At 54.7% G+C, this 22,062-nt stretch carries 25 protein-coding genes; 11 read left to right on the forward strand and 14 right to left on the reverse strand.

The annotated features are described in order from the left end of the window. Positions 1-42 precede the first annotated feature (42 nt). The 3 genes from LH23_RS16765 to LH23_RS16775 are packed head-to-tail and all read left to right on the forward strand — an operon-like array spanning position 43 to position 3,860. Positions 43-1,416: a sucrose-specific PTS transporter subunit IIBC gene (locus LH23_RS16765; protein ID WP_039293579.1), complete on the forward strand. Its 1,374-nt coding sequence runs from the start codon at positions 43-45 to the stop codon at positions 1,414-1,416. Continuing rightward, complete coding sequence (locus LH23_RS16770) at positions 1,413-2,822, forward strand: sucrose-6-phosphate hydrolase (protein ID WP_039293582.1); 1,410 nt, start codon at positions 1,413-1,415, stop codon at positions 2,820-2,822. Before LH23_RS16765 ends, LH23_RS16770 begins: the two co-directional genes overlap by 4 nt. Before the next feature lie 30 nt (positions 2,823-2,852). Next, entirely contained in the window at positions 2,853-3,860 is a 1,008-nt protein-coding gene (locus tag LH23_RS16775) for a LacI family DNA-binding transcriptional regulator (protein ID WP_039293585.1), read from the forward strand. Between the two features lie 65 nt (positions 3,861-3,925). Here the strand turns inward: LH23_RS16775 and LH23_RS16780 are convergent, their stop codons facing one another. The 3 genes from LH23_RS16780 to LH23_RS16790 all read right to left on the reverse strand — a co-directional run bounded on the left by LH23_RS16780 (position 3,926) and on the right by LH23_RS16790 (position 6,846). After that, the gene (locus tag LH23_RS16780) at positions 3,926-5,317 is read right to left on the reverse strand and encodes a heavy metal sensor histidine kinase (protein ID WP_039293588.1); all 1,392 of its coding nucleotides are present in this window, start codon (positions 5,315-5,317) and stop codon (positions 3,926-3,928) included. Beyond that, positions 5,314-5,991 (reverse strand): heavy metal response regulator transcription factor, encoded by a 678-nt coding sequence (locus LH23_RS16785; RefSeq protein WP_039293591.1) that lies wholly within the window; start codon positions 5,989-5,991, stop codon positions 5,314-5,316. Before LH23_RS16785 ends, LH23_RS16780 begins: the two co-directional genes overlap by 4 nt. A 75-nt stretch (positions 5,992-6,066) precedes the next feature. Continuing rightward, positions 6,067-6,846, reverse strand: coding sequence for an alpha/beta fold hydrolase (locus LH23_RS16790; RefSeq protein ID WP_039293593.1), 780 nt, complete (start codon positions 6,844-6,846; stop codon positions 6,067-6,069). 162 nt (positions 6,847-7,008) lie between these two features. Here LH23_RS16790 and LH23_RS16795 point away from each other — a divergent pair, with 162 nt between their 5' ends. Further along, positions 7,009-7,377 carry a VOC family protein gene (locus tag LH23_RS16795; RefSeq protein ID WP_039293596.1) on the forward strand — a complete coding sequence of 123 codons (369 nt, stop codon included), beginning with the start codon at positions 7,009-7,011 and terminating at the stop codon, positions 7,375-7,377. A 7-nt stretch (positions 7,378-7,384) separates the two neighbouring features. Here the strand turns inward: LH23_RS16795 and LH23_RS16800 are convergent, their stop codons facing one another. After that, on the reverse strand, positions 7,385-8,599 hold the full coding sequence (locus LH23_RS16800) for an MFS transporter (protein WP_039293599.1): 1,215 nt from the start codon (positions 8,597-8,599) through the stop codon (positions 7,385-7,387). 110 nt (positions 8,600-8,709) lie between these two features. Here LH23_RS16800 and LH23_RS16805 point away from each other — a divergent pair, with 110 nt between their 5' ends. The 3 genes from LH23_RS16805 to LH23_RS16815 all read left to right on the forward strand — a co-directional run bounded on the left by LH23_RS16805 (position 8,710) and on the right by LH23_RS16815 (position 10,673). Continuing rightward, a complete protein-coding gene (locus tag LH23_RS16805; RefSeq protein ID WP_039293601.1) occupies positions 8,710-9,618 on the forward strand; it encodes a LysR family transcriptional regulator in 909 nt (302 codons plus the stop codon). A gap of 59 nt (positions 9,619-9,677) precedes the next feature. Then, positions 9,678-10,226: a GNAT family N-acetyltransferase gene (locus LH23_RS16810; RefSeq protein WP_039293604.1), complete on the forward strand. Its 549-nt coding sequence runs from the start codon at positions 9,678-9,680 to the stop codon at positions 10,224-10,226. Positions 10,227-10,358: 132 nt separating this feature from the next. Further along, a complete protein-coding gene (locus LH23_RS16815; RefSeq protein WP_052050282.1) occupies positions 10,359-10,673 on the forward strand; it encodes a DUF6678 family protein in 315 nt (104 codons plus the stop codon). A 127-nt stretch (positions 10,674-10,800) separates the two neighbouring features. Here LH23_RS16815 and LH23_RS24045 read toward each other — a convergent pair whose 3' ends face one another. The 3 genes from LH23_RS24045 to LH23_RS16825 all read right to left on the reverse strand — a co-directional run bounded on the left by LH23_RS24045 (position 10,801) and on the right by LH23_RS16825 (position 13,235). Continuing rightward, positions 10,801-11,100, reverse strand: a complete 300-nt coding sequence (locus LH23_RS24045) for a hypothetical protein (protein ID WP_156108050.1) — start codon at positions 11,098-11,100, stop codon at positions 10,801-10,803. A gap of 223 nt (positions 11,101-11,323) precedes the next feature. Beyond that, complete coding sequence (locus LH23_RS16820; protein ID WP_039293605.1) at positions 11,324-11,797, reverse strand: hypothetical protein; 474 nt, start codon at positions 11,795-11,797, stop codon at positions 11,324-11,326. Between the two features lie 329 nt (positions 11,798-12,126). Next, a protein-coding gene (locus LH23_RS16825) for an IS3 family transposase (protein WP_374733224.1) occupies positions 12,127-13,235 on the reverse strand; the annotation gives its coding sequence in 2 pieces (ribosomal slippage) (positions 12,127-12,974 and positions 12,974-13,235; 1,110 coding nt in all). A gap of 294 nt (positions 13,236-13,529) precedes the next feature. Here LH23_RS16825 and LH23_RS24295 point away from each other — a divergent pair. Continuing rightward, positions 13,530-14,009: a hypothetical protein gene (locus tag LH23_RS24295; protein ID WP_071842739.1), complete on the forward strand. Its 480-nt coding sequence runs from the start codon at positions 13,530-13,532 to the stop codon at positions 14,007-14,009. Between the two features lie 554 nt (positions 14,010-14,563). Here the strand turns inward: LH23_RS24295 and LH23_RS16835 are convergent. The 3 genes from LH23_RS16835 to LH23_RS16845 all read right to left on the reverse strand — a co-directional run bounded on the left by LH23_RS16835 (position 14,564) and on the right by LH23_RS16845 (position 16,546). Then, positions 14,564-14,824, reverse strand: coding sequence for a hypothetical protein (locus LH23_RS16835; RefSeq protein ID WP_039293608.1), 261 nt, complete (start codon positions 14,822-14,824; stop codon positions 14,564-14,566). A 62-nt stretch (positions 14,825-14,886) separates the two neighbouring features. Continuing rightward, positions 14,887-15,783: an SDR family NAD(P)-dependent oxidoreductase gene (locus LH23_RS16840; protein WP_039293611.1), complete on the reverse strand. Its 897-nt coding sequence runs from the start codon at positions 15,781-15,783 to the stop codon at positions 14,887-14,889. Between the two features lie 25 nt (positions 15,784-15,808). Beyond that, positions 15,809-16,546, reverse strand: a complete 738-nt coding sequence (locus LH23_RS16845; protein ID WP_039293614.1) for an SDR family oxidoreductase — start codon at positions 16,544-16,546, stop codon at positions 15,809-15,811. A gap of 121 nt (positions 16,547-16,667) precedes the next feature. Here LH23_RS16845 and LH23_RS16850 point away from each other — a divergent pair, with 121 nt between their 5' ends. Together LH23_RS16850 and LH23_RS16855 are read left to right on the forward strand one after the other, a co-directional pair. Then, positions 16,668-17,570, forward strand: a complete 903-nt coding sequence (locus tag LH23_RS16850) for a LysR family transcriptional regulator (protein ID WP_039293617.1) — start codon at positions 16,668-16,670, stop codon at positions 17,568-17,570. A 96-nt stretch (positions 17,571-17,666) separates the two neighbouring features. Further along, a complete protein-coding gene (locus LH23_RS16855; RefSeq protein ID WP_156108051.1) occupies positions 17,667-18,437 on the forward strand; it encodes a BPL-N domain-containing protein in 771 nt (256 codons plus the stop codon). Here LH23_RS16855 and LH23_RS16860 read toward each other — a convergent pair. Genes LH23_RS16860 through LH23_RS16875 form a run of 4 tightly spaced genes read right to left on the reverse strand, consistent with a single transcriptional unit; the run spans position 18,398 to position 21,403 of the window. Beyond that, entirely contained in the window at positions 18,398-19,318 is a 921-nt protein-coding gene (locus LH23_RS16860) for a dienelactone hydrolase family protein (RefSeq protein ID WP_039293620.1), read from the reverse strand. The genes LH23_RS16855 and LH23_RS16860 overlap by 40 nt on opposite strands. 32 nt (positions 19,319-19,350) lie before the next feature. Then, the gene (locus tag LH23_RS16865) at positions 19,351-19,998 is read right to left on the reverse strand and encodes a helix-turn-helix transcriptional regulator (protein ID WP_039293623.1); all 648 of its coding nucleotides are present in this window, start codon (positions 19,996-19,998) and stop codon (positions 19,351-19,353) included. 17 nt (positions 19,999-20,015) lie between these two features. After that, complete coding sequence (locus LH23_RS16870; RefSeq protein ID WP_039293626.1) at positions 20,016-20,990, reverse strand: threo-3-hydroxy-L-aspartate ammonia-lyase; 975 nt, start codon at positions 20,988-20,990, stop codon at positions 20,016-20,018. 23 nt (positions 20,991-21,013) lie between these two features. Beyond that, the gene (locus tag LH23_RS16875) at positions 21,014-21,403 is read right to left on the reverse strand and encodes a RidA family protein (RefSeq protein WP_039293629.1); all 390 of its coding nucleotides are present in this window, start codon (positions 21,401-21,403) and stop codon (positions 21,014-21,016) included. Between the two features lie 208 nt (positions 21,404-21,611). Between LH23_RS16875 and LH23_RS16880 the strand changes: the two genes are divergently transcribed. Then, on the forward strand, positions 21,612-22,058 hold the full coding sequence (locus LH23_RS16880; protein WP_039293632.1) for a DUF3290 domain-containing protein: 447 nt from the start codon (positions 21,612-21,614) through the stop codon (positions 22,056-22,058). Positions 22,059-22,062: the final 4 nt, after the last annotated feature.

Consider the following 22,062-nt stretch of genomic DNA (forward strand, 5'->3'; position numbering starts at 1 on the left):
CGGGAGTGCCACGACATAACAAGAAAGCGTTTAGAGGTGACTATGGATTTCAATCACATTGCCCGCGAGCTGATTCCTCTGCTCGGCGGCAAAGAAAATATCGCCAGCGCGGCCCACTGCGCAACGAGGCTGCGGCTGGTTCTGGTGGATGATTCGCTGGCAGACCAACAGGCTATTGGCAAAGTAGACGGCGTAAAAGGGTGTTTTCGCAACGCAGGGCAGATGCAAATCATCTTTGGCACCGGCGTAGTGAATAAAGTGTATGCCGCCTTTATTCAGGCTGCAGGCATTGCAGAGTCGAGCAAGTCCGAAGCCGCAGATCTTGCGGCGAAAAAGCTTAACCCGTTCCAGCGTATTGCCCGTTTGTTGTCGAACATCTTTGTGCCAATCATTCCAGCCATCGTAGCCTCAGGGTTACTGATGGGGCTGCTCGGCATGGTGAAAACCTACGGCTGGGTAAGCCCGGATAACGCGCTCTATATCATGCTCGATATGTGCAGCTCCGCGGCGTTTATTATCCTGCCCATTCTGATTGGTTTCACCGCCGCCCGCGAGTTCGGCGGTAACCCTTACCTGGGCGCAACGCTGGGCGGAATTTTAACCCATCCGGCATTAACCAACGCCTGGGGCGTGGCGGCCGGGTTCCACACCATGAATTTCTTTGGGCTGGAAGTGGCGATGATTGGCTACCAGGGCACGGTTTTCCCGGTGCTGCTGGCGGTGTGGTTTATGAGTCTGGTGGAAAAACAGCTGCGTCGGGTCATCCCGGATGCGCTGGACCTTATCCTGACGCCATTCCTGACGGTTATTATTTCCGGATTTATCGCGCTGCTGATCATCGGCCCGGCAGGGCGCGCGCTGGGAGACGGTATCTCGATAGTGCTCAGCACGCTTATTGCACACGCGGGCTGGCTCGCCGGGCTGCTTTTTGGCGGGCTATATTCCGTTATTGTGATCACGGGAATTCACCACAGCTTCCATGCTATTGAGGCCGGGCTGCTCGGTAATCCGGCTATCGGCGTCAATTTCCTGCTGCCTATCTGGGCAATGGCAAACGTCGCGCAGGGCGGAGCCTGCCTGGCTGTCTGGTTTAAAACCCGGGATGCAAAAATCAAGGCGATCACGCTTCCTTCTGCATTTTCGGCCATGCTGGGCATTACCGAAGCGGCGATTTTCGGGATCAACCTCAGGTTTGTTAAACCCTTTATCGCGGCGTTGATTGGCGGCGCGGCAGGTGGCGCATGGGTGGTTTCCGTGCATGTGTACATGACGGCGGTAGGCTTAACCGCGCTGCCGGGCATGGCGATTGTGCAGGCCAGTTCGCTGGTGAACTACATCATCGGGATGGTTATCGCCTTTGGCGTGGCGTTCATCCTTTCCCTGTTGCTGAAATACAAAGCGGAGTCTGAAGCATGACGCTTGCTTCCCGTTTACCGGCCATTTTGCAGGCTGTGATGACAGGCCAGCCCAAAGCCCTGCGGGATGAGCATTATCCGCAGTGGCATCACGCCCCGGTGACAGGATTAATGAACGATCCAAACGGGTTTACCTGGTTTGCCGGGCGCTGGCACCTGTTTTATCAGTGGAACCCGCTGGCGGCGGACCATAAATATAAGTGCTGGGGTCACTGGAGTTCGGCTGATTTAGTGCAGTGGCGGCACGAGCCGCTGGCGCTGATGCCGGATGAGGAGTACGACCGCAGCGGCTGCTACTCCGGAAGCGCCGTCGATTTCGAAGGCAGGCTGACACTGTGCTACACCGGCAACGTTAAATTCGACGATGGCAGCCGCACGGCCTGGCAATGCCTGGCTGTGGAAAACAGCTCAGGTGGCTTTGACAAAACGGGGCCGGTTTTACCACTGCCTGCGGGTTACACCGGGCATGTGCGTGACCCGAAGGTCTGGCAACACGAAGGCGTCTGGTACATGGTGCTGGGCGCGCAGGATCTTCACAAGCACGGCAAGGTGCTACTGTTTTCTTCGCCGAATATGCGTGACTGGGAAAACAGGGGCGAAATCGCCGGGAACGGCGTCCATGGGCTGACTGACGCAGGCTATATGTGGGAATGTCCCGATCTCTTCCCTCTGGACAGTAAACACGTGCTGATCTGCTGCCCACAGGGGCTGGCCCGTCAAAATGAACGCTTTCTGAATGTTTACCCGGCGGCGTATCTGATCGGCGATTTTAATTACGCAACAGCTACATTTAGCCACGGCGAATTGAACGAGCTGGATGCCGGCTTCGAGTTCTATGCCCCGCAAACGGCGCTGGCGCCGGACGGGAGGCGTTTGCTCGTCGGCTGGATGGGCGTGCCGGACGGCGAAGAAATGCTGCAGCCCACTCGCGAGCATGGCTGGATCCACCAGATGACCTGCCTGCGGGAGCTTACTCTTAACAACGGTAAGCTTTATCAGAATCCGATAGCGGAACTGGCTTCACTGCGCGAAGAAGAACAGCGCTGGCAAGGGCAGGCCAACCAGGCTCCGGCGCTGGATGCAAAACGGCTGGAACTCCAGTTAGAGGCCACGGGTAACTTCAGTCTCCGCTTTGGCGGTGGCCTGACGCTGGACGCTACCGGGCAGGGCATTACGCTTCAGCGTCCGAGCCTGGAGACGGGGGAGCCGCTCTACCGTTACTGGCATGGCGCGGTTGCCTCGCTGCAGATCCTCTGCGACAGCTCAAGCGTTGAGATCTTTATCAATAACGGGGAAGGCGTGATGAGCAGCCGCTATTTTCCACTTCCTTCGGAGCGGCTCTCTTTCAACGGTGAGTCGGAGGTCACGTTGCGCTACTGGTCGCTGCGTTCCTGCATGATAGAATGAGGGTTTTCGACTCATTGCCACGGTTGCGCTGTGAAAAAAACCAAACGCGTCACGATTAAAGATATTGCTGAACTGGCGGGCGTCTCAAAGGCGACCGCCAGCCTGGTCCTGAATGGCCGGGGTAAAGAGCTGAGGGTGGCCCAGGCCACTCGCGAACGCATCATGACCATCGCGCAACAGCAGCACTACCAGCCGAGCATTCACGCTCGCTCGCTGCGGGATGACCGCAGCCATACCATTGGGCTTGTAGTCCCGGAGATCACCAACTACGGGTTCGCCGTCTTCTCCCACGAGCTGGAAATGCTCTGCCGTGAGGCGGGTGTTCAGCTGCTTATCTCCTGCACCGACGAAAATCCGGGCCAGGAGAATATGGTGGTCAGTAATATGATTGCACGCCAGGTTGACGGCCTGATTGTGGCCTCCAGCATGTTAACCGCCGGGGATTACCACAAGCTGAGTGAGCAACTGCCGGTGGTGCTGTTTGACCGGCACATGAACGACACCGCGCTGCCGCTGGTTGCCACCGACTCCGTTCAGCCCACAGCTGAGCTGATCGCCCCGATTGCCCGTCAGCATGCGGATGAATTCTACTTCTTAGGCGGCCAGCCGAGGCTTTCCCCCACGCGGGATCGTCTCGAAGGGTTTACCCAGGGGCTGGCTCAGGCGGGCGTCACGCTGCGCCCGGAGTGGATTATTCACGGTAACTATCACCCTAGCTCAGGCTATGAGTCCTTTGCCGCGCTTTGTGCGCAGCTTGGCCGTCCGCCAAAAGCGTTGTTTACCGCCGCCTGCGGCCTGCTTGAGGGCGTGCTGCGCTACATGAGCCAGCACAACCTGCTGGAGAGCGATATTCACCTGGCCAGTTTTGACGACCACTATCTTTATGACTCGCTGTCGGTGCGCATCGACACCATTCAGCAGGATAACCGCCAGTTGGCTTTTCATTGCTATGACCTGATCAGCAAATTGATTGACGGGCAGTCGCCCACGCCGCTGCAGCGCTACCTTCCGGCCAAAATATTACGTCGGCATCCGTAACAAACAGCCTGCCAACGGAGATGTTCGGCCTGTTGGCGGCTGATAAAAATACCTGGTGCCTCTGGCTAGCGCTGGTCGGGGAACCACAAACCAAACCGGGTAACGCCGTCCTGGCTTTCCACCCAGCAGCGCCCCTGGTGCAACTGCATGATGGAATGAACGATGGATAAGCCAAGTCCGCTGGAGTGCGCCGAGTCGTTGCGGGAAGGGTCCGCCCGGTAGAACCGGTCGAAAAGCCTTTCCTGGTGCGCCGGAGGGATAGTCTCGCCACGGTTCACCACGATGATGGACATACCGTCATCTTCAGATCTGGCAGTAATCTCAATCTCACTGCCAGGCTCGGCATAGCGTACTGCGTTAGACAGCAGGTTCGCCAGCGCGCGGCGCAGCAAAAGCCCATCTGCATTGACCGTGCCGCTGGCACGAGTCTGAATCGTCACTTCACGGTCAGCCGCCAGGTCCTCGAAATACTCACCGAGGCGATTAATCTCTTCGGCAACGTCAATATCGCACCGCTGGATCTCCTGGTCAGGCTGCTCCGCCTGCGCCAGAAACAGCATGTTGTCTATCATTCGCGACATGCGCTGCAGCTCTTCAAAGTTCGAACCCAGCAGGCGCTGGTAATAGGCGTTGTCCCGGGCTGCGCCGAGGCCAACTTCCGTCTGGCCAAGCAGGGTGGTGATCGGCGTGCGCAGGTCGTGGGCCATATCGGCGCTGACCTGTTTTAACTGCTGGAACCCGCGCTCCAGGCGTTCAAGCATCGCGTTGATTTGATCAATCAGCGCATCAAGCTCAGTTGGCACATCCAGCTTATCCAGCCTTGATGACAGCGTTTTGGTGCCGATCGTAGCCGTGCGGTCGGCCAGACGACGTAAAGGTGAAATGCCACGCCGGGCAAAGATCACCGCCAGCACGACCGAGATGGCCGCCATCATTGAGGCAAAGAGAATAATCTTGGTGCGGTATTCATCAAGAATGTGGGTTCTGTCGCTCAGCACCCGCGCCGAAACGATCTCCAGCGGCGGTAAATTATTGGCCGAAGGGCTAATAGCGGCCATATAAACCATTGGCGTGCCGTCCGCGTTATTGGCGTGATGCACGGCCTCAAGCGTTAGCCGCTGGTTGGCGGCAACCGGCGTCACGGTGGGAATAGCGCGCTGCATGGGATTAACTTCCAGCAAGGTAGCGCCGCCGACATAGCGAATGACAAGCAGGGATTCCGTATTGCCCAGCATATTGGCAAACAAATGGGGTTTCTCGCGGATCAGCTGCCGTGCGTCCAGATCCCGCAGCAGCGTGCTGATCTGGTCCACGCGGGACACCAGCGCCGCGTCATCACGGATAGAAAGTTGCTGGCGCAGGGCGTAATAGAGCGCGCTGCCCATGACGGTAAACGCCACAAAGGAGAAGGCGGCCAGCAACACGGCAAGGCGGAAAGTTAGCGAGGTACGCTTCATGACTCAGGCTCGCAGCGGTAGCCCACGCCATGCACGGTATGGATCAGCCGCACCGGGAAGGGGTCATCCACTTTTTGCCGCAGCCTGCGTACCGCGACATCCACCACGTTAGTGTCGCTGTCGAAATTCATGTCCCACACGCGTGAAGCCAGAAACGTCCTCGATAGGACTTGCCCGCGGTGCTGGAGAAAGCACACCAGCAGCTTGAACTCTTTGTTGGTCAGCGTGATGCGTTTACCTTCGCGCTCGCAGCGAAACTTGGCGACATCCACCAGCAGATCGGCCATCGTCAGCACTTCTTCGGTTTCGGCCTGCGGCTGGCCGCGGCGTAGAATAATGCGGATCCTTGCCAGCAGTTCGGCAAAGGAGAAAGGCTTGACGAGGTATTCGTCGGCACCCAGCCCAAGCCCGCGTAAGCGGTCTTCCAGCGTACCGCGCGCGCTCAGAAACAGCACCGGCGTCTGGCTGTGGGCGCGTAAACGCTCCATCACCGTCCAGCCGTTCATTTCCGGCAGCATGACGTCCAGCAGGATCAGGTCATAACTTTCTTCCCGCGCCAGATGCAGGCCGTCAATGCCGTTGGCCGCCCAGTCTGCGGTATAGCCCGCTTCGTTCAGCCCGCTCACCAGGTAGGCGGCGGTTTTCGCTTCGTCTTCGATAATGAGGATTTTCAAGCGGCGGGTCCTGTCAGAAAGAGAGAAAAGGGCGTGGAGACCGCCCCAGTCTCGTCATTATAAGATGCGTGAACCTCAGTAGCCAGGCACGTGCGCCGCTTTCAGGATCAGATTAGCCACCGCTTCAGGCTGGGAAATCAGCGAAACGTGGCTGGATTTAAGCTCGATGGTTTGCGCGTGCATACGCTTCGCCATAAACCGTTCCAGATCCGGGTTGATCGTGCGGTCTTCGGTCGATACCGCGTACCAGGTCGGTTTGTCATGCCAGGCGGCAACCGTGGTTTTCGCCATAGTAATGGCTTTGCCGATCGGCTGCTGCACGGCGTAATAGGCTTTGGCTTCGCTTTCCGGCAGATCGCCGGCGAAATCGTGGATAAACGCCGACTCGCTCAGCGCGCCGTAGCCATCGTCATTCCATTTCAGGCCAGCGGAAGCCGGTGCCGCCGGGTATTTTTTGGTCAGTGCGGGGTAGTCTTCACCCGCTTCCGGGGCACGGGCGGCGATATACACCAGGCCTTTGACTTCTGGCTCATCGCCCGCCTGGCTAATCACCATCCCGCCATAGGAGTGAGCCACCAGAATCACCGGGCCGTTTTGTTGCGCCAGCGCGCGTTTTACTGCGGCCACATCGTTATCTAATGACGTTGTCGGGTTCTGGACCGCCGTGACGTGCAGACCTTTAGCCTGTAGCAGGGGGATAACTTTGCCCCAGCTTGAGCCATCGGCAAACAGGCCGTGCACCAGCACGATGTTTTTCACTTCCTGCGGTGCAGGGGTGGTGTCGGCATGGGCGGCCGTGGTGCCAAAAGCGGCCAGCGCAAGGGTGGCAAGCGCAGAGAGATGGCGTAATTTCATGGTCTATCCTCAGATTCAACAAAGGGGGTCAGGGCCAATTTAGCTCTCGGGCGCCAACAAAGTGCTGACGTGGAAATGACAAAAAAATGACAAACTGGGGGTTCTTGCGGTTCACGATGAGGGGATCTACACTGATTTTTCTCAGCCTGAAAGAGATTGTAAATGCCTAATAATATTACGCCTTTTGCCTTCGTGCTGGCGGTAATCAACCTTGATGACACTGCGGGTTATTTCCGCGATACGTTAGGCTTTACCCTTGAATGGCCTGGCACGAACGGCTGGCAATTAGCGGTGCGAGGGACAGTGAAGGTGATGCTGGGCCATTGCCCGCAGGCGCTGGCCCCAGCTTCCCTTGGGGATCACAGTTATTTCGGCTATCTGCATGTTGATGACGTGGATGCGCTCTACGCCGAGTTTGTGCAGCGCGGTGCCATCATTTTACAACCCCCCGCCAGCCGTCCACACGGGATGCGAGAATTTCTCGTCGCTACGCCAGAAGGCCATAAAATCATGATTGGCCAGGTGTTGTAAAAAGCCATCAGCCACCACGGGCTTTGCTTTCACGGGTAACAATCACCGCCAGCAGCCCGGCCAGCGCAAAAGTAGCGGCGACGTAAGGAATAGGGCGTGGACCGGTCAGGTTTATCAGCACCCCGCCAATCAGCGAGCCTAAGCCAATCGCCGCATTAAATACCGACACGTTGACTGAGGTAGCGGCATCTGCACCACCTTCGAGCCGAGAGGCTTCCTTGAACACCAGGGTTTGCAGCAGCACCGGCAGCGCACCGTAAGCCGCGCCCCACAACGCAATGGCCGCAAACACCGATGCGTGACTTGTTGCGGCTACGTTCAGGCAGGCAAGGCTGGCGGTAAACAACGCGGCGACGATCCCCAGACTTATGCGCGGTGCGCGGGCGGCAAAAGGCCCTACGGCAAAATTCGTCAACACGCCCGCCGCACCATAAACCAGCAGCAACATACTGATTTGCCCGCTGCTTTGGCCGGCGACTTGTTCGAGGAACGGCGTGACATAGGTGTAAGCCAGGAAGTTACCGGAAACGACCAGCGCGGTGATGCCGAAAATGGCCAGCAATGCACCGTTTTTAAACACGGCGGAAATCGCCCCGCGCTTAGCGGACCTAGCGATTCTCACCGCCGGAACGGACCAGACAATAAGCGTGAATACGGCCAGGCAAAGAAGGCAAAGCGCAGCAAATACCGCCCGCCAGCCGTAAAAATCACCCAGCATAGTACCCGCAGGCACGCCGAGTACCGTGGCCAGAGAAACGCCGCCAAACACGACGGACGTTGCCCGCACCGCGTTACGTGACGCCACCAGGTGTACAGCGGTCACCACCGCCGTAGACCAGAACACCCCGATAGCGGCGGCCACCAGAATGCGCCCCACAAAGACAACAAAATAGTCCGACGCCAGCCAGGTAATCAGGTTGCCCGCAAAACAGGCGGCGAGCAGGCCAGACATTAACGCTTTGCGGTTGATGTGCCCCAGCAGGCCGGTCAGCGGGGCGGCGGTGAGCGCCACCATAAAAGCAAAAATAGTGACCAGGTAACCAGCCACACCAAGTGATACGTTTAGCCCGTCGGCCATGCCCGGAAGCACACCTACCGGCATCAGTTCGGTACTGACAAAAGTGAAACAGCCCAGGCTCAGCGCCAGCACCGCCGCGATGCTGCGGGCCCGGGACACATGTGCGCCCTGCGGCGCAGCGATATTTGTACTGCTTGAATGCATAAAACCATCCTGAAAATGTGAACAGGTCGAGATGACGAGCAAATTGTGGCGTCGCGCAGAGCAGAATGCGATAGCATGAAAGGCATATCACTTATGACTGAGAATCAACAATGAGAGCCTTAAGTTCGCAATTGCTGGAAGGCGTGGATGTGATGGCCGCGGTGGTGGATACCCTGAGCTTTGGCGCAGCCGCCGAAATGCTCGATATGTCGCAGTCCGGCGTCAGCCGGGCCATTGCTCGCCTTGAAAAGCGGCTCGGCATTCGCGTTTTTGACCGAACCACGCGTTCTGTGCGGCTGACCGACGAGGGGCGGGAATTCTACGAGCAGGTCATGCCGCTGATTGGCGCACTGGCTGAAGTCACCGGCGGCGCGGCAGGGGACGGGCAAACCCTGCGCGGGAAGCTGCGAGTGAATGTTGACCCATTGTTTGCCAGCCAGGTTTTAGGGCCACGCCTCGGCGCGTTTATGGATAAACATCCTGAGCTTGAAATCGAGCTGCGCAGCCGGGATGAACTGGGCGATCTTATTTCTGACGGCTTCGACCTGGCTCTGCGTTTTGGCCACCCTCAGTCCTCGTCGATGGTAGCCAGAAAGCTGTTCGACACCCGCGTTTTTGATATGGCCTCTCCCGAGTATTTACGCCGCTTTGGTTATCCTCAAACGCCCCAGGAACTGGAGCAGGCACCACACCGCTGCATATTGTTTCGGGAACCGCTGACGGGAAAACCGTTTTCCTGGGAGTTTCACCAGGGGAAAAAGAAAGTGATGATCCAGCCCAGAGGCATGTTAACGGTCAACGATGCGGAAACGGCGTTCAGTACCTGTCTTGCGGGCCTGGGCGTGGCGCAGATCTTTGAGCTGGGCAGCGAAGAATACGTTGCTTCCGGGCGGCTGGTACCGCTGTTTCCCGAATGGTCAGATCACCGTTTCCCGCTCTATGCGTATTATCCGTCCCGGCATCATGTGCCGGCAAAAACCCGGGCGTTGCTGGATTTTGTTAGCGGGCTGGTAGGTTGAACGGCTTAGGCAAATCAGGCAAAACGGAAATAGATATTTCATCGGAAAGGAAAGTGCATATGCAAATACCAGAGCTCCATACAGAACGCTTGCTGCTAAAGCCATTAGCCGCCGAAGATGCCTCACAGATTCAGGTGCTTTATCCACGTTGGGAGATCGTTCGCTATATGGTCTCCTCAGTACCATGGCCCTATCCGGATAACGGGGCTGAAAATTACGTCAATAACGTTGCCCTGCCTGATATGGAAAAAGGGATTGCCTGGTTCTGGACTATCAGACACCGTCAGACCCCGGACGAACTCATGGGGTTAATCTGCCTTTATGACGTTGAGGATAATAACCGTGGATTTTGGTTAGCGCCGGAATATCAGGGGCAGGGTTTTATGCGTGAGGCCTGTAATGTCGCGACGGATTACTGGTTTAATACATTAAATAAGACAGTATTGCGTGCGCCGAAAGCGGCTCTCAATAGCCGTTCCAGACGTATTTCAGACAGTAGCGGCATGCGGCTTATCAGAACTGAAAAGAAGGAGTATGTCAGCGGCCTGCTGGATTCCGAACTCTGGGAAATCACGCGCAACGAATGGAACGCTCGTCAGGTTGATTAATGTAAGTTATGGAATGTCTGCTTTCCGACCATTGAGGAATTAGCCCAGTAGGGGTGTCCGCTTTGTGCCAGGAGCGGACGTTGTTATCCATGTAGTGTGTTAATCTGTCGGGAGAATATCCTGGAGGTTCGAATGCTTTATAGCTGCATGAATAATACAAAATGGGATCAGATCCGTGTGGCAATGGTTAGCATGGAATCTTCTCCCTTATGGAAAATCACTTTTCTCAATGGCAATGAATCCGCAGTTGATGGCGAGTGGTTTTACCATTTCAGTGAAGGCGGTTATTTGGATATCCATTATCTTGATATTTTGACGAATTCAGTTGAACAGCATGCCACAGTAGGTACTATTCTTCGTGCTATTCATCTCCCTGGAATGGAGACATCAACCGGTTATAGGATTTTGGGGTATGCAGATTCGGTCAGCTATGTAGATTATCTTTAACTGAATAAAATCGTTTAATGGCTAACAGGAATACTTTAGTCTTTGCGTAGAATTGGCCTCTACTCCTCGCTATCTGTTTTGTGGATGAAGCGTTACACTGAAAGCTATTAAATCAAAGTCAATACAGTTAGGCATCTTCCCACAGCGACATCATTTCTCCTGGTAATTGTTCCTTATCAAACCCCTCAAACCAATATACTAAGCCTTGTGGCCCTACAATTGGCACTTCTCCCCAACCCTGATGAAACAATGCGCGATTCCAGTCCGGCTTGAGACGACCACGTCGTTTAAGACGTTCACCATTACATGCAGCTGCGCGTATTGAGGGAAAGCTCATAAAGAAGCTCAACGGCATTTCCTCTGTTTTCGCACGTTGTAATTGTCTTGATATCCAGTCTTGGTTACGTTTGCGAAGCTTTTGTTTCATTGGTTACTGTTCTGATTCGACTAACTTATCAATCAATAATCTTACTGTAATCCGACGCCACGCTTTGTACAAGAAGGTCCGCTCCTCGCTCAGAGCGGACCTTAATCCATGTGAGCTGCACGCCTGGCGCTAACATAGTCAATGCAAAGCCTCGACTCTCACGTAATGGTTCCGTTAAGCAGAAGACTTGCAATCAGGATGCCGGAATGGCGATTCCCGATCATCACGCATCGAAGTTAAACTCCAGCAAGAAAAAACCATTCTTCGTGTCGAAAGCAAATATATCCCAGTTTATTGCATACCATACTGGCGGAGACATGGTGACTCGATAGATATTAGGTGCATAAATAACCTGTTTCAGCATATCCATAAATCCTGAACGCAGAGCAGATAATTTATCGTTCAAAATCGCTGCATTTCCGAAGTGGAAAAACCACATGTTGATGTTATCGGCAAGTTGTTTTTCGCTAACCTGCTCCAGACTAATATGCCAGTTCGAAACAATCGTATCCGGATATGCTTCTGTAATATTTCTCTCAACAGATTTAAGCAATGTCCGCTCCGGTGGCAAACGAACAAACGTGTATTCAACGCCAATATTATCTGCGACATTCAATATTTCTATTGCTGACAGAAACCCATTTATTTTTTCGACATCAAGCTGTATTTGTTCTTCTGTCATTTTTTTAAACTTCATTGCCTTTAATTCCTGCAAGATACGCTGCTTTTGATTATAGGGCACAATGATTTAGCTTTCGATTGCCTTCGGCTCAACCGCATTCGGCGTAGTGTTTGACCACCTCCTGAGCGCATTCGCCCTGACCTTTTTCACCTCAAAGCAAAACACAAACCCACAGTAGTCACTGCCGGGTAAAGGTGACCTGCTCCCGGTTGATTATTACATGTCAATGTTAGTCCTGCATCCCTGTGACCCTGACCCCGAATATGCTCCAGTCATAATCAGGAATAACCGGCCTCTGACCCTGACCCCGAATATGCTCCAGTCATAATCAGGAATAACCGGCCTCATGTTGGCTGCATATTCTTGCAACCGACAGACTTCTCGGCAAATTCAGATGGCGTCATCCAGCCCAGCGCAGAATGGGGACGTCTCTGGTTATAGTGTATGCGCCAGGCCTCGATTTTGCACCGTGCATCCTCCAGGGACATGAACCAGTTCTCGTTCAGACATTCCTGCCGCAGCCTGCCATTAAACGACTCCACAGTGGCATTGTCCGTCGGTGTTCCCGGGCGTGAGAAGTCTATACGGATCCCTCGTTCATATACCCATTTGTCCAGCATTTTCCCTGCAAATTCAGAGCCATTATCGGTTTTCAGTAATTGTGGTAAGGACCGTCTGAGCGCAATGGTGTTCAGCATCTCTGCGACCTCCGTTGAGCGCAGATTCTGGCCCACGCAGATCCCCAGACATTCGCGGGTGTAGAGATCAATTACCGTCAGCAGACGTAACCGACGCCCGTCAAATAAGGCGTCAGAGACAAAGTCCATGCCCCAGATATGATTCGGATACAACCCCTGAGGCTGGGGCTGCCGACGCTGTGCCGATTTATTCCGGCGCGGGCGTTTGAGACGCAGGGACAACCCCTGCTCACTGTAGAGCCGGTAAATGCGTTTATGATTATCCCGCCAGCCCTCCCGCCTGAGCATGACGTGAACCCGGCGGTAGCCATAGTGGACCCGGGTTTCGGTGATCTCCCTGATACGCAGGCGTAGCGCACTGTCGTCTGCTGCCACAGAACGATAGCGGAAAGAGCTGCGGCTGATCCGTAGCGCAAAACAGACCTGCCGCTCGCTGGCCCCGTAGCGTGCCTGCAAGTCCCGGACCCATTCACGCAGACGCGCCAGCGTCAGGTCTTTTTTGCCAGTACATCCTGCAGCATGGCCTTGTCGAGGCTCAGATCGGCAACCAGCTTCTTCAGCCTGAGATTCTCTTCCTCAAGCTGCCGCATGTGCTTCAGCTCCGAAGGAGAAATCCCGCCGTATTTCTTGCGCCACGTATAGAACGTGGCATCGGAGATGCCCAGTTTGCGACAGACGTCCGGCACGGACGTCCCCAGTTCAGCCTGCTTCAGGGCAAAAACAATCTGTTCTTCGGTGAATCGTGATTTTTTCATCGGCACCACCTCCGTTCAGGGAGTGTAGATCATGCCGGAATTCTGTTTCTGAATGGAGCAGGATTTCGGGTCAGGGTCATGAACTTCCGCTCCTCGCTCGCAGCGGACCTTCAGCTCTGATCACTTATTCGCTTCGTGCTAGAAGTGGACTTTTTGGTAGTTGCCAGTGGAAAGGCATTTCAGCAGAATGAGACTGCCTTTAAATATGACCGTTTTTTATGCAGTCATAAGCTATTGAATCTAGCTCCGACAGGGGTTACTGACTTACAGAATAATGGATGCCGAGATCGAGCTATGCGTACTCACCAACTGAATAAGACCCGTAAACTTTATCGCAGCGTCAACACGACTACGCGGCATCGTTCTAATAATCCAGGTGCTGAGTATCGCTGGGAACGTAATCGTAAAAAAGTCGGAGATGAGCTACTGGCAAAGCGCGAGACAATGCATGGCAGACAGAAGCGTGGTCGAGACTACACACCATTGTTTTATTTTCTGATCAAACAGATTGGCAAACCATGGAATGACATATTCAGCGAGGTATGTGGACGTCTTGATACCACTGAACCTGTATTCTGGTTGGTCGCGCTACATGAGCGCCAGCGAAGGGATTTAGTCTGCATTGGCGAAAGCAGTTTTTATCCGGGTCTGTTTGTTGATGAGAATGGAGTTCTGCAACAGGTAAACCCTTCGATTACGAGAAAGGATGTGAAGGTGACTTGTCGTTGCTGCACACACACTTACATTGGTGAACCTGTACCCTGGATAGATTGAGTGACAAAACTTTCTATTTTACCGCAGGTGCGGTCGTCATCAGCAATGAGAGCGATGACAAACCTCCGCTCACCACTCAAAGCAGCCGTGCCTAAAGGTTTTCCATATAATAAAACGCTTTCATTAACTCATCTTCTGTAAGCGGCGATGCCAAACTCGCTCCTGTATCTTTCTCAACCTTCTTCAATAGCTCGCTGCGGGTTATGCCCAATCTATTCGCAACATGGTTAGCGCAACTCCGTGCGTGTGACGCTCTATGAGCAAGAAGGTCTTCTTCGGCTAGAACTTTTCTTCTTGATGATGAATGTGACATTGATTCCTCCTTTACCCTAAATTATTCCCCATATAAATATTATGCGATAAGAAAAATAACGATGTTTCTGCTAGCTTTAACCGGGAAACACCGTAAGCGCCACTTCGTAAACCACAATAGCTGAAGCTGGTAATAGTGTCCGCTCCTCGCTGTTTGGCAGACGTCATGTTCCTCGGGCCTGACCACTTAGTGCCAAAAGCGAACCTTTTTTGCATTGATGCTGGAACGAGTTTCCCCCCACTTAGCGTTCAACAATCCACAAGAACGACACAACCGGCAGGGCGAAGATCGCTGCAAAAATGGCTAGCTCTTCGCCCCAGCCGTAGCCGACTTTAATCACCCCGATCAGCATATTTGCCGCCGCAACCAGGCACCACAGTACCGCAAAGCCTCGGGCGATCAACGCCTGGGCTGGTGGATAGTCCGGGGTAAACAGCCGGATAAGCAGGTAACAGCCGCTGGCCAGCAGAAAGCCGCTCAGCAAAAATAACAACGTGCGCATAAAAGACTCCAGGAAATGGCCTGCGGCTTAACCCTGGCGAGATAAGCCGCAAGCGGGGGAATTTACTGCCGGGGAGTTAACAGGTCGCCTAAACCAATGCGCTGCAAAAACTCTTTGCGGATACGGTCAGCGACGGCGTTTACCACTTCTGCACCGTCGTCAGAAGGATCAACGTGCACGCGGAACGGGCGTTTGCCATACGGCGCATTCACAATATCCACCAGCGCCGCCGCCACGTCGGCAACATCGGCATCCTCTGGCTCACAGGCCGCCAGGCCTTTCAGCGCTTCATCTTCCAGCCCGGCCGTCGGGCCAGTTTGGGTGTAGGCCTTTTCACGCTCGCTGTCTGCAGGCTTTCCGGAGTGCAGGAAATGGTTGGTGCCTTTGGTAAAAGCACCTGGCACCAAAATCGAGCTTTCAATTCCCCAGCGGCTAAGCTCGGCGGCATAGCTGACGGCTACGGCGTCCATCGCAGCTTTGGCGGCAAAATAAGGTGCCAGATAAGGCGGGGTGCCACCTCGCGTACTGCTGCTGCCGACCCAAAGCACTAAGCCTTTTCTTTGCTCACGCAGGTAAGGCAGTGCCGCCCGGTTAACCCGCTGAGTCCCCAGGACGTTAATATCGAACAGCTGGCTGAACTGTTCCGGCAGAAACGCCTCGGCGGGCCCGTAGGACATGTGACCGGCATTGTGCACCACGACGTCCAGCCGGCCTTGCTCCGCGATAATTTGTGCAACTGCCGCCTCCGCCGAAGCCTCGGACTGCACGTCCAGTTCGATAGCCCGAAGATCAACGCTGTGATGCCACGCATAATCCTTCAGGCTGTCAACCTGAGGTGCGTTACGGCCCGCGATGTCCCGCATACTGGCGTAAACGATGTGTCCGGCATGGGCGAGGGCGCGCGCGGATAACGCACCAAAGCCGCTGGATGCGCCGGTTATCAGAATAATTTGCTGCATGGTTTTCTCCTGTTCGTCGAGAATCTTAGGCAAAGCCACCGTTAACGCGGATCACCTGAGAGTTCACCCAGCTGCCGTCCGGGCCAGCCAGCGTGGCCACAATGCTGGCGATTTCATCTGGCTTGCCGATGCGTCCGAGCGGGGCGAGGTTGGCGATGGTTTGAATTTGTTCTTCGGTTTTACCGTTCAGGAAAAGATCGGTGCCGGTTGGCCCAGGCGCAACGGCGTTAACGGTGATATTGCGGCCACGCAGTTCGTTGGCAAGAACGTGCACCAGACCTTCAACCCCGGCTTTGGAGGCGATGTAAGGGCCGTAAGCCGGGAATGATTTGGCAATAACGCTGGTTGAAAGGGCGATAATGCGGCCGCCTTCCTGCAGCGACTCAGCGGCATTCGCCAGCACCATAAATGCCCCGCGCAGGTTTGTGCTGATGATTTTGTCGAATTCCGCGAGGCCAGCCGGAGTGATTTTCACCATTGGCATCACGCCCGCGCTGTGCACCACCACGTCCAGCTGGTTGTGAATGGCTTTTGCTTCGGCAAACAAGCGGGTGACATCGTTTTCAGAGGACACATCCGCCTGAATCGCCACGGCGTGCCCGCCGTTGTTTTTAATGGCCTGGACCGTTTCATCGGCGCTGGCTTTATTCCCGGCGTAGTTGACGACGACGGTGAAGCCGTCGCGGGCCAGCCTTTCGGCAATTGCCCGGCCAATCCCACGGGAAGCGCCGGTCACCAGGGCAGTTTTCTTTGCAGTTGTCATGTTGTTCTCCAGATACTGTGAATGAATCGCCCCGAGTGGGCGTGGGTGCATTGTTAATGTTTTTGTATTCGGGATAAATGGTGCTAATTTGATTAGATAATTCCGTTATGGTTAATAATAGATGGACAAATTTGACACGCTGCAGCTGTTCACCCGCATTGTTGAGCTGGGCAGCTTCAGCCAGGCTGCCGACCAGCTTGGCATCCCGAGAGCCACGGCAAGCAATGCCATTAAAGAGCTGGAGAGCCAGCTTGGCTGCCGCTTGCTGGAGCGCACCACCCGGCATGTGCGAGCCTCCCAGGATGGCAAAGCGTACTACCAGCGCTGTGTGTACATTCTTGCGGAGTTGAATGACGCTGAAGCCGCGCTGCGTCCGGTTGTTGCCAGACCTAGAGGGATCTTACGCATCGATCTGCAGGGGACACATGCGTCGCACATCGTTTTGCCGCAGCTGGACGAGTTTCACCGCCGCTATCCCGACATTGAGCTGATTATCAGCAGCGGCGACAGGCTGGTTGATTTGGTGCGCGAGGGGATAGATTGCGTGGTGCGTGCCGGTAAGTTACAGGACTCTTCGCTGGTTGCCCGTCACCTGGCTGATCTACCGCAAATTGTGTGCGCCAGCCCGGACTACCTGGCGGCATTTGGCGTGCCCGAGCACCCGGGCGATCTCGAACACCACCAGTGCGTTAACTTTTTCTCGACAACGGGCGGTGTGAATTATCCCTTTGAATTCATTATTGATAACGAGCGCCGGGCTTTCTCACCCAAAGGCTGGGTGACGGTTAATGAAGCGGAGAACTATGTGATCTGTGCGCTGCGCGGCTGCGGCCTGGTTCAGCTTCCGCGTTACCACGTCGAACAGGCGCTGGCTGAAGGTCGGCTGGTAGAAGTCATGGCTGACTGGCAAAGCCCGGCCATCGCCGTTTCTGCGGTGTACACCCAAAACAGACAGCTTTCGCCGCGCGTACGGGTGTTTATCGACTGGCTGAAGGAGATTTACAGCGCGCGGTTTCCTGGCTGAACGCACGTTAAACCACACCGCGATTTAACTGGTTTTTGAAAGGCTGCGGCATCCATACTGACTCCCCCTAAAGTGCTTCTCAGACAGGATGCCCGGATGAACGTACGACAAGGTCTGAACGTATCACGCATAGCGCTCTGTGCTTTTTTATTATCTCCATTCGCTACGCATGCCGCCAACAGCGGCCCCTTAAACATCGCCATATACCGGGGTGCCGCGGGCTGCGAAGGCTGCTCTGAAATGGTGGCAAAATCCCTGCAAAACACCGGGCAAAACATTGTTATTTCCTACATCGGTGAAAAGGAAAAGCTCAAGCTGACCGGCCAGAACTTGAGTCAATTTGATCTCTACGTGCAGCCCGGTGGCGGGCAGGATATTCCGGCCGCGTATGATGCCATTGGCGATGACGGCGCGCGGGCCATCAGAGAGTTTGTGAGACGCGGGAAAGGTTATCTTGGCCTGTGCATGGGGGCTTACCTGGCGGACAAAGACTGGATAGGGCTTATCGACAAGCCCCTTGAGTCCGAGGCCGGGCGGTCCGGATCCGGCGTCTCAGATGAAGGTGACTACACGCTGAATATCCGCTGGGGGAATAAAAAAGAGCCTTTTTATTATCAGGACGGCCCTTATTTTACTCCCGGATCGAAAAACAGCGGCTTTACGCCCGTGGCCTGGTACAGCAATGGCGATGTGGCAATAGCGACCTTCCGCTACGGTAAAGGAAATGTGGTGCTGACCGGGCCACATCCGGAGGCGGATGGCAGCTGGTTTGACAACAGCGTCGCCGGGCATACCTCGCCTCAGAGCAAAATGGCCCGGCTACTTAGCTATTTCGAGACGGGTTCGAACGGCACTCCCAGCGACTGAACAAAGGTTTTGACCTGCGGGTACCAGAGCTTGACGCCCGCTTTGCTGTCGGCAAAGTCATGGGAGTTTTGACCGAAGGTGCCGATATCAATCATCCGGGCGCGGCTTGCTGCCCCGGTGGCCTCACGGGTGTAGGCACTGAACATTTGCTGCGGCATTGGCTGCGGCCAGAGCTGATCGTTGTCCCCGTAGAACCAAAGCGACGGATAGCGAGCCTGTTTGCCTATCGCGCCATAGGTACGTACCAGATTTTGCTGCCAGCCTTCACATTTTGGCTGGCGCAGCCCCCCCGAGAAATTAATCACGCCCAGCACGCCGGGGAGTGAATGCGTGCTCAGCGCCATGGTCACCAGTCCGCCGTCAGATTGACCGGCAATCACTATGCGTGAGCGGTCCACGTAGGGCAGTTTGGCCAGCTCATTGAGGGCTGCAGCCACGCCATCTGCTTCATCCAACGCGTGACGGCGCACATCGCACCCGTCTTTCGGGTACTGGCCGCCGGAGGCCGCAAAGCCTTCGCGCATCGGGACCGCAACCACAAATCCCCGGTGAACAAATACCGAAGCGATTTGAAGATGCCGGGAACGCGGCTGCGTGCGCGAATGGCCTGGGTTTTTACCATGATTCATTAACAGCAGGGGAAAAGGGCCATTGCCAGGGGGCTTATACAGCGTGGTTTCCAGCTCAACGTTTCGGCCCTCTATCTGCACGGGCAACATCACAATCTGTTCGTTGAGCTGGCGATCCAGCCTCAGGGATGATGAAGCGTTATTACCGGGGGAGCTACAGCCGCTGACGCAGAGAAGAAGTGCCGTAACCGGCAGCCCGGTGAACATGCGAAGTAAAGAACCGGGCGCTATCCGCCACTTCAAAGAACCCATTTATCTGCCCTGGCAAAGTTACTGCGGTGGAATTATGCCGTGTCGTCAACGGACGGCTGTTGTTTTGCATATAAATAAACCGATGCCCGGGAAACGCCCAGATGCTGCGCCACGGTTTCCATCGACTTACGGATATCCAGTAATCCTTCTTTTTTTAGCGTCTGCAACAGCTCAATTCTTTCTGAAGTTTTCAGCGCGCGTGGCGTGGTCGCGATGTCTGCCGCATAACGATCGATCCTCAGCCTGAGCGCTTCGGAACCTGCGGGTTCAATATGTTCTTCCACCGGGCCAGGGCTGGTATCGGTGAAGCGGGCAAGGGCGCTTTGCATCCCTCTGAACAAAGTCATATCCAGGTTGAGGCAAAGCGCGGCGACATAGTTTCCGGCGTCATCTTTCAGCCCAATCGAGGTGCTTTTTACCGGGCGTCCGTCGGCAAACTGGTTGGCATAATTGGCGATCACTGCCGGGAAATCAGGGGAGGCAATGCGCGCCAGCCCCATTTCCGTGGCGCCCTGGCCAACCTCACGGCCGGACAGGTTGTTGTGGATGGAGAGAATAGAGTGATCGGGCTGCGTCAGGTCGTGTACCACCACCTCACAAAAAGGGGCGAAGGTTTCACTCAACCCCTGGGCGATGGTTTCGAGCTGGTCGAGCAGGGCACTGTTTTCTGATGTTGACACTCTATTTCTCCTTCTGATTAACGTGGCCCGGCGAGGTATTCAGCGTAGCGGCTGATGTCGACGTTACCGCCGCTGATGATAATCCCGATTCGCTTCCCGCGCAGGCTCTCTTTCATTCCTCGTGCGGCGGCAAAGCCAAGACAGCCCGTCGGCTCGACCACCATTTTCATCCGTTCGGCAAAGAATTTCATCGAGTCGATCAGCTCTTCATCCGTGGCGGTGAAGATGTCGTCCACGTTCTGGCAAATCATCTGAAAGGTGTAGTCGCCCAGGAAGGTGGTTTGCGCGCCGTCGGCGATGGTTTTTGGCGTATCGATACGCACAATTTGCCGATGCCGGAATGACTGCTGGGCGTCGTTCCCGGCTTCCGGCTCCACGCCGTAGACTTTGCAGTTTGGGGAAAGGTGGCGCGCCGCCAGCGCACAGCCGGAAATCAGGCCGCCGCCGCCCAGGCAGACAAACAGCGCGTCCAGCTCGCCAACCTCGTCGAACAGCTCTTTCGCTGCCGTGCCCTGGCCGGCAATGACGTGCGGATGGTCGTAAGGCGGGATCAACGTCAGGCCATATTTTTCCGCCAGATCTTTGCCAATCTGCTGGCGGTCTTCGGTGTAGCGGTTATAGAGAATGACTTTGCCGCCGTATTCACGCGTGGCGGCTATTTTGGCCGCAGGGGCATCTTCCGGCATGACAATGGTGGCCGGGATCCCCAGCAGCCTTGCGGCAAGGGCAATCGCCTGGGCATGGTTCCCGGAGGAGAAGGCCACCACGCCAGCTTCTCTCTGCTCCGGCGTGAACTGAGCGAGGGCGTTCATCGCCCCGCGGAACTTAAACGCGCCCATTCGCTGGTAGTTTTCACATTTGAAAAAGACTTCGCCGCCAAACTCTTCATTCACGGTACGGGACGTCATGACCGGAGTACGGTTGGCATGACCTTCAATACGCTGAGCAGCCGCAACAACATCATCATAAACAGGAAGAACTAATTCACTCATTTTGCCACCTTTAAACGGTTGTCTTATTCAGAGAGCGCCACGGCTTCGATTTCGAGCGCCGCGCCGTAATGGAGTTGTGCCACGCCAGCCACCGCACGGGATGGGCGATGTTCGCCGATCCACGTTGCATAGAGGCTGTTAAACTGCGGCCAGAGATTGATGTCCGTGATGTACACCCGCACGGAAACAAGATGCTGTTTTGTCACGCCCGCGCAGGCCAGGCAAGACTCAATATTCTGCAGCACCAGTTGAGCCTGTTCTTCGAAGGGCGCTTCACAGCGAGGCGTGCCGTCCGCCGCCACGGGAAGCTGGCCGGAAATAAACACAAAACCGCCTGCGGTGGCGGTGTGGGAATAGTGCCCCACGGGGGCAGGAACCAGTTCGATATTGCGCAGCGTAATCTCCGGGGCCATGTTTCCTCTCAATCGCGGTCAGATTTAGACAAATAATCTATATCTGGACTAAGTGTTGATCAAGAGATTTTCAACGTAGGAAGCAGCAAGGGGGTTTGTGGTGAACTGGAAGGGAGGAGAAAGTCCGGATCGCGGCTGTTAGAGCTGAAAATGGCAATGTGTTACTATAATAAACATGGGGTTTTAAGGGTTTAGGGATTATAACTGTATGAGATTTTATGGCATCGATTACCTACAAACGCAGTCTAATATTAATGATTATTTAAAATACATCATTATATTTGGTGCCTTATTTGTTTTAATCGTTTTTTTTAGTCTGTACATGCGTCATCGCTTACAAACCAAATACCGAGACTTAACAATTATCGTATTTTTGTTTTTACTCTTCATTTCTGGTGTTCAGTATGCAGATTACACTGACAGTCAAAATATACACTCTCAATCATCACAAATGGTGAGCTTTGTTAAATTGTTATCAAAAGAAAAAGAAGTGGGTATGGATTCTATATTTTCAAACTCAATACAGCTCTCGGATGGCATTATCGTTAAAGTCAATGATCTTTACTATCGCGTCAATTTAAGTCCGGATCAAAAAACATATAGTTTAGTTGAGGTGTCGTTAGTAAACCCAGGCATAGAAATCATAAAAAACTGAGGAA

It is taken from the genome of Cedecea neteri (genome assembly GCF_000758305.1).
Taxonomy (GTDB): domain Bacteria; phylum Pseudomonadota; class Gammaproteobacteria; order Enterobacterales; family Enterobacteriaceae; genus Cedecea; species Cedecea neteri_C.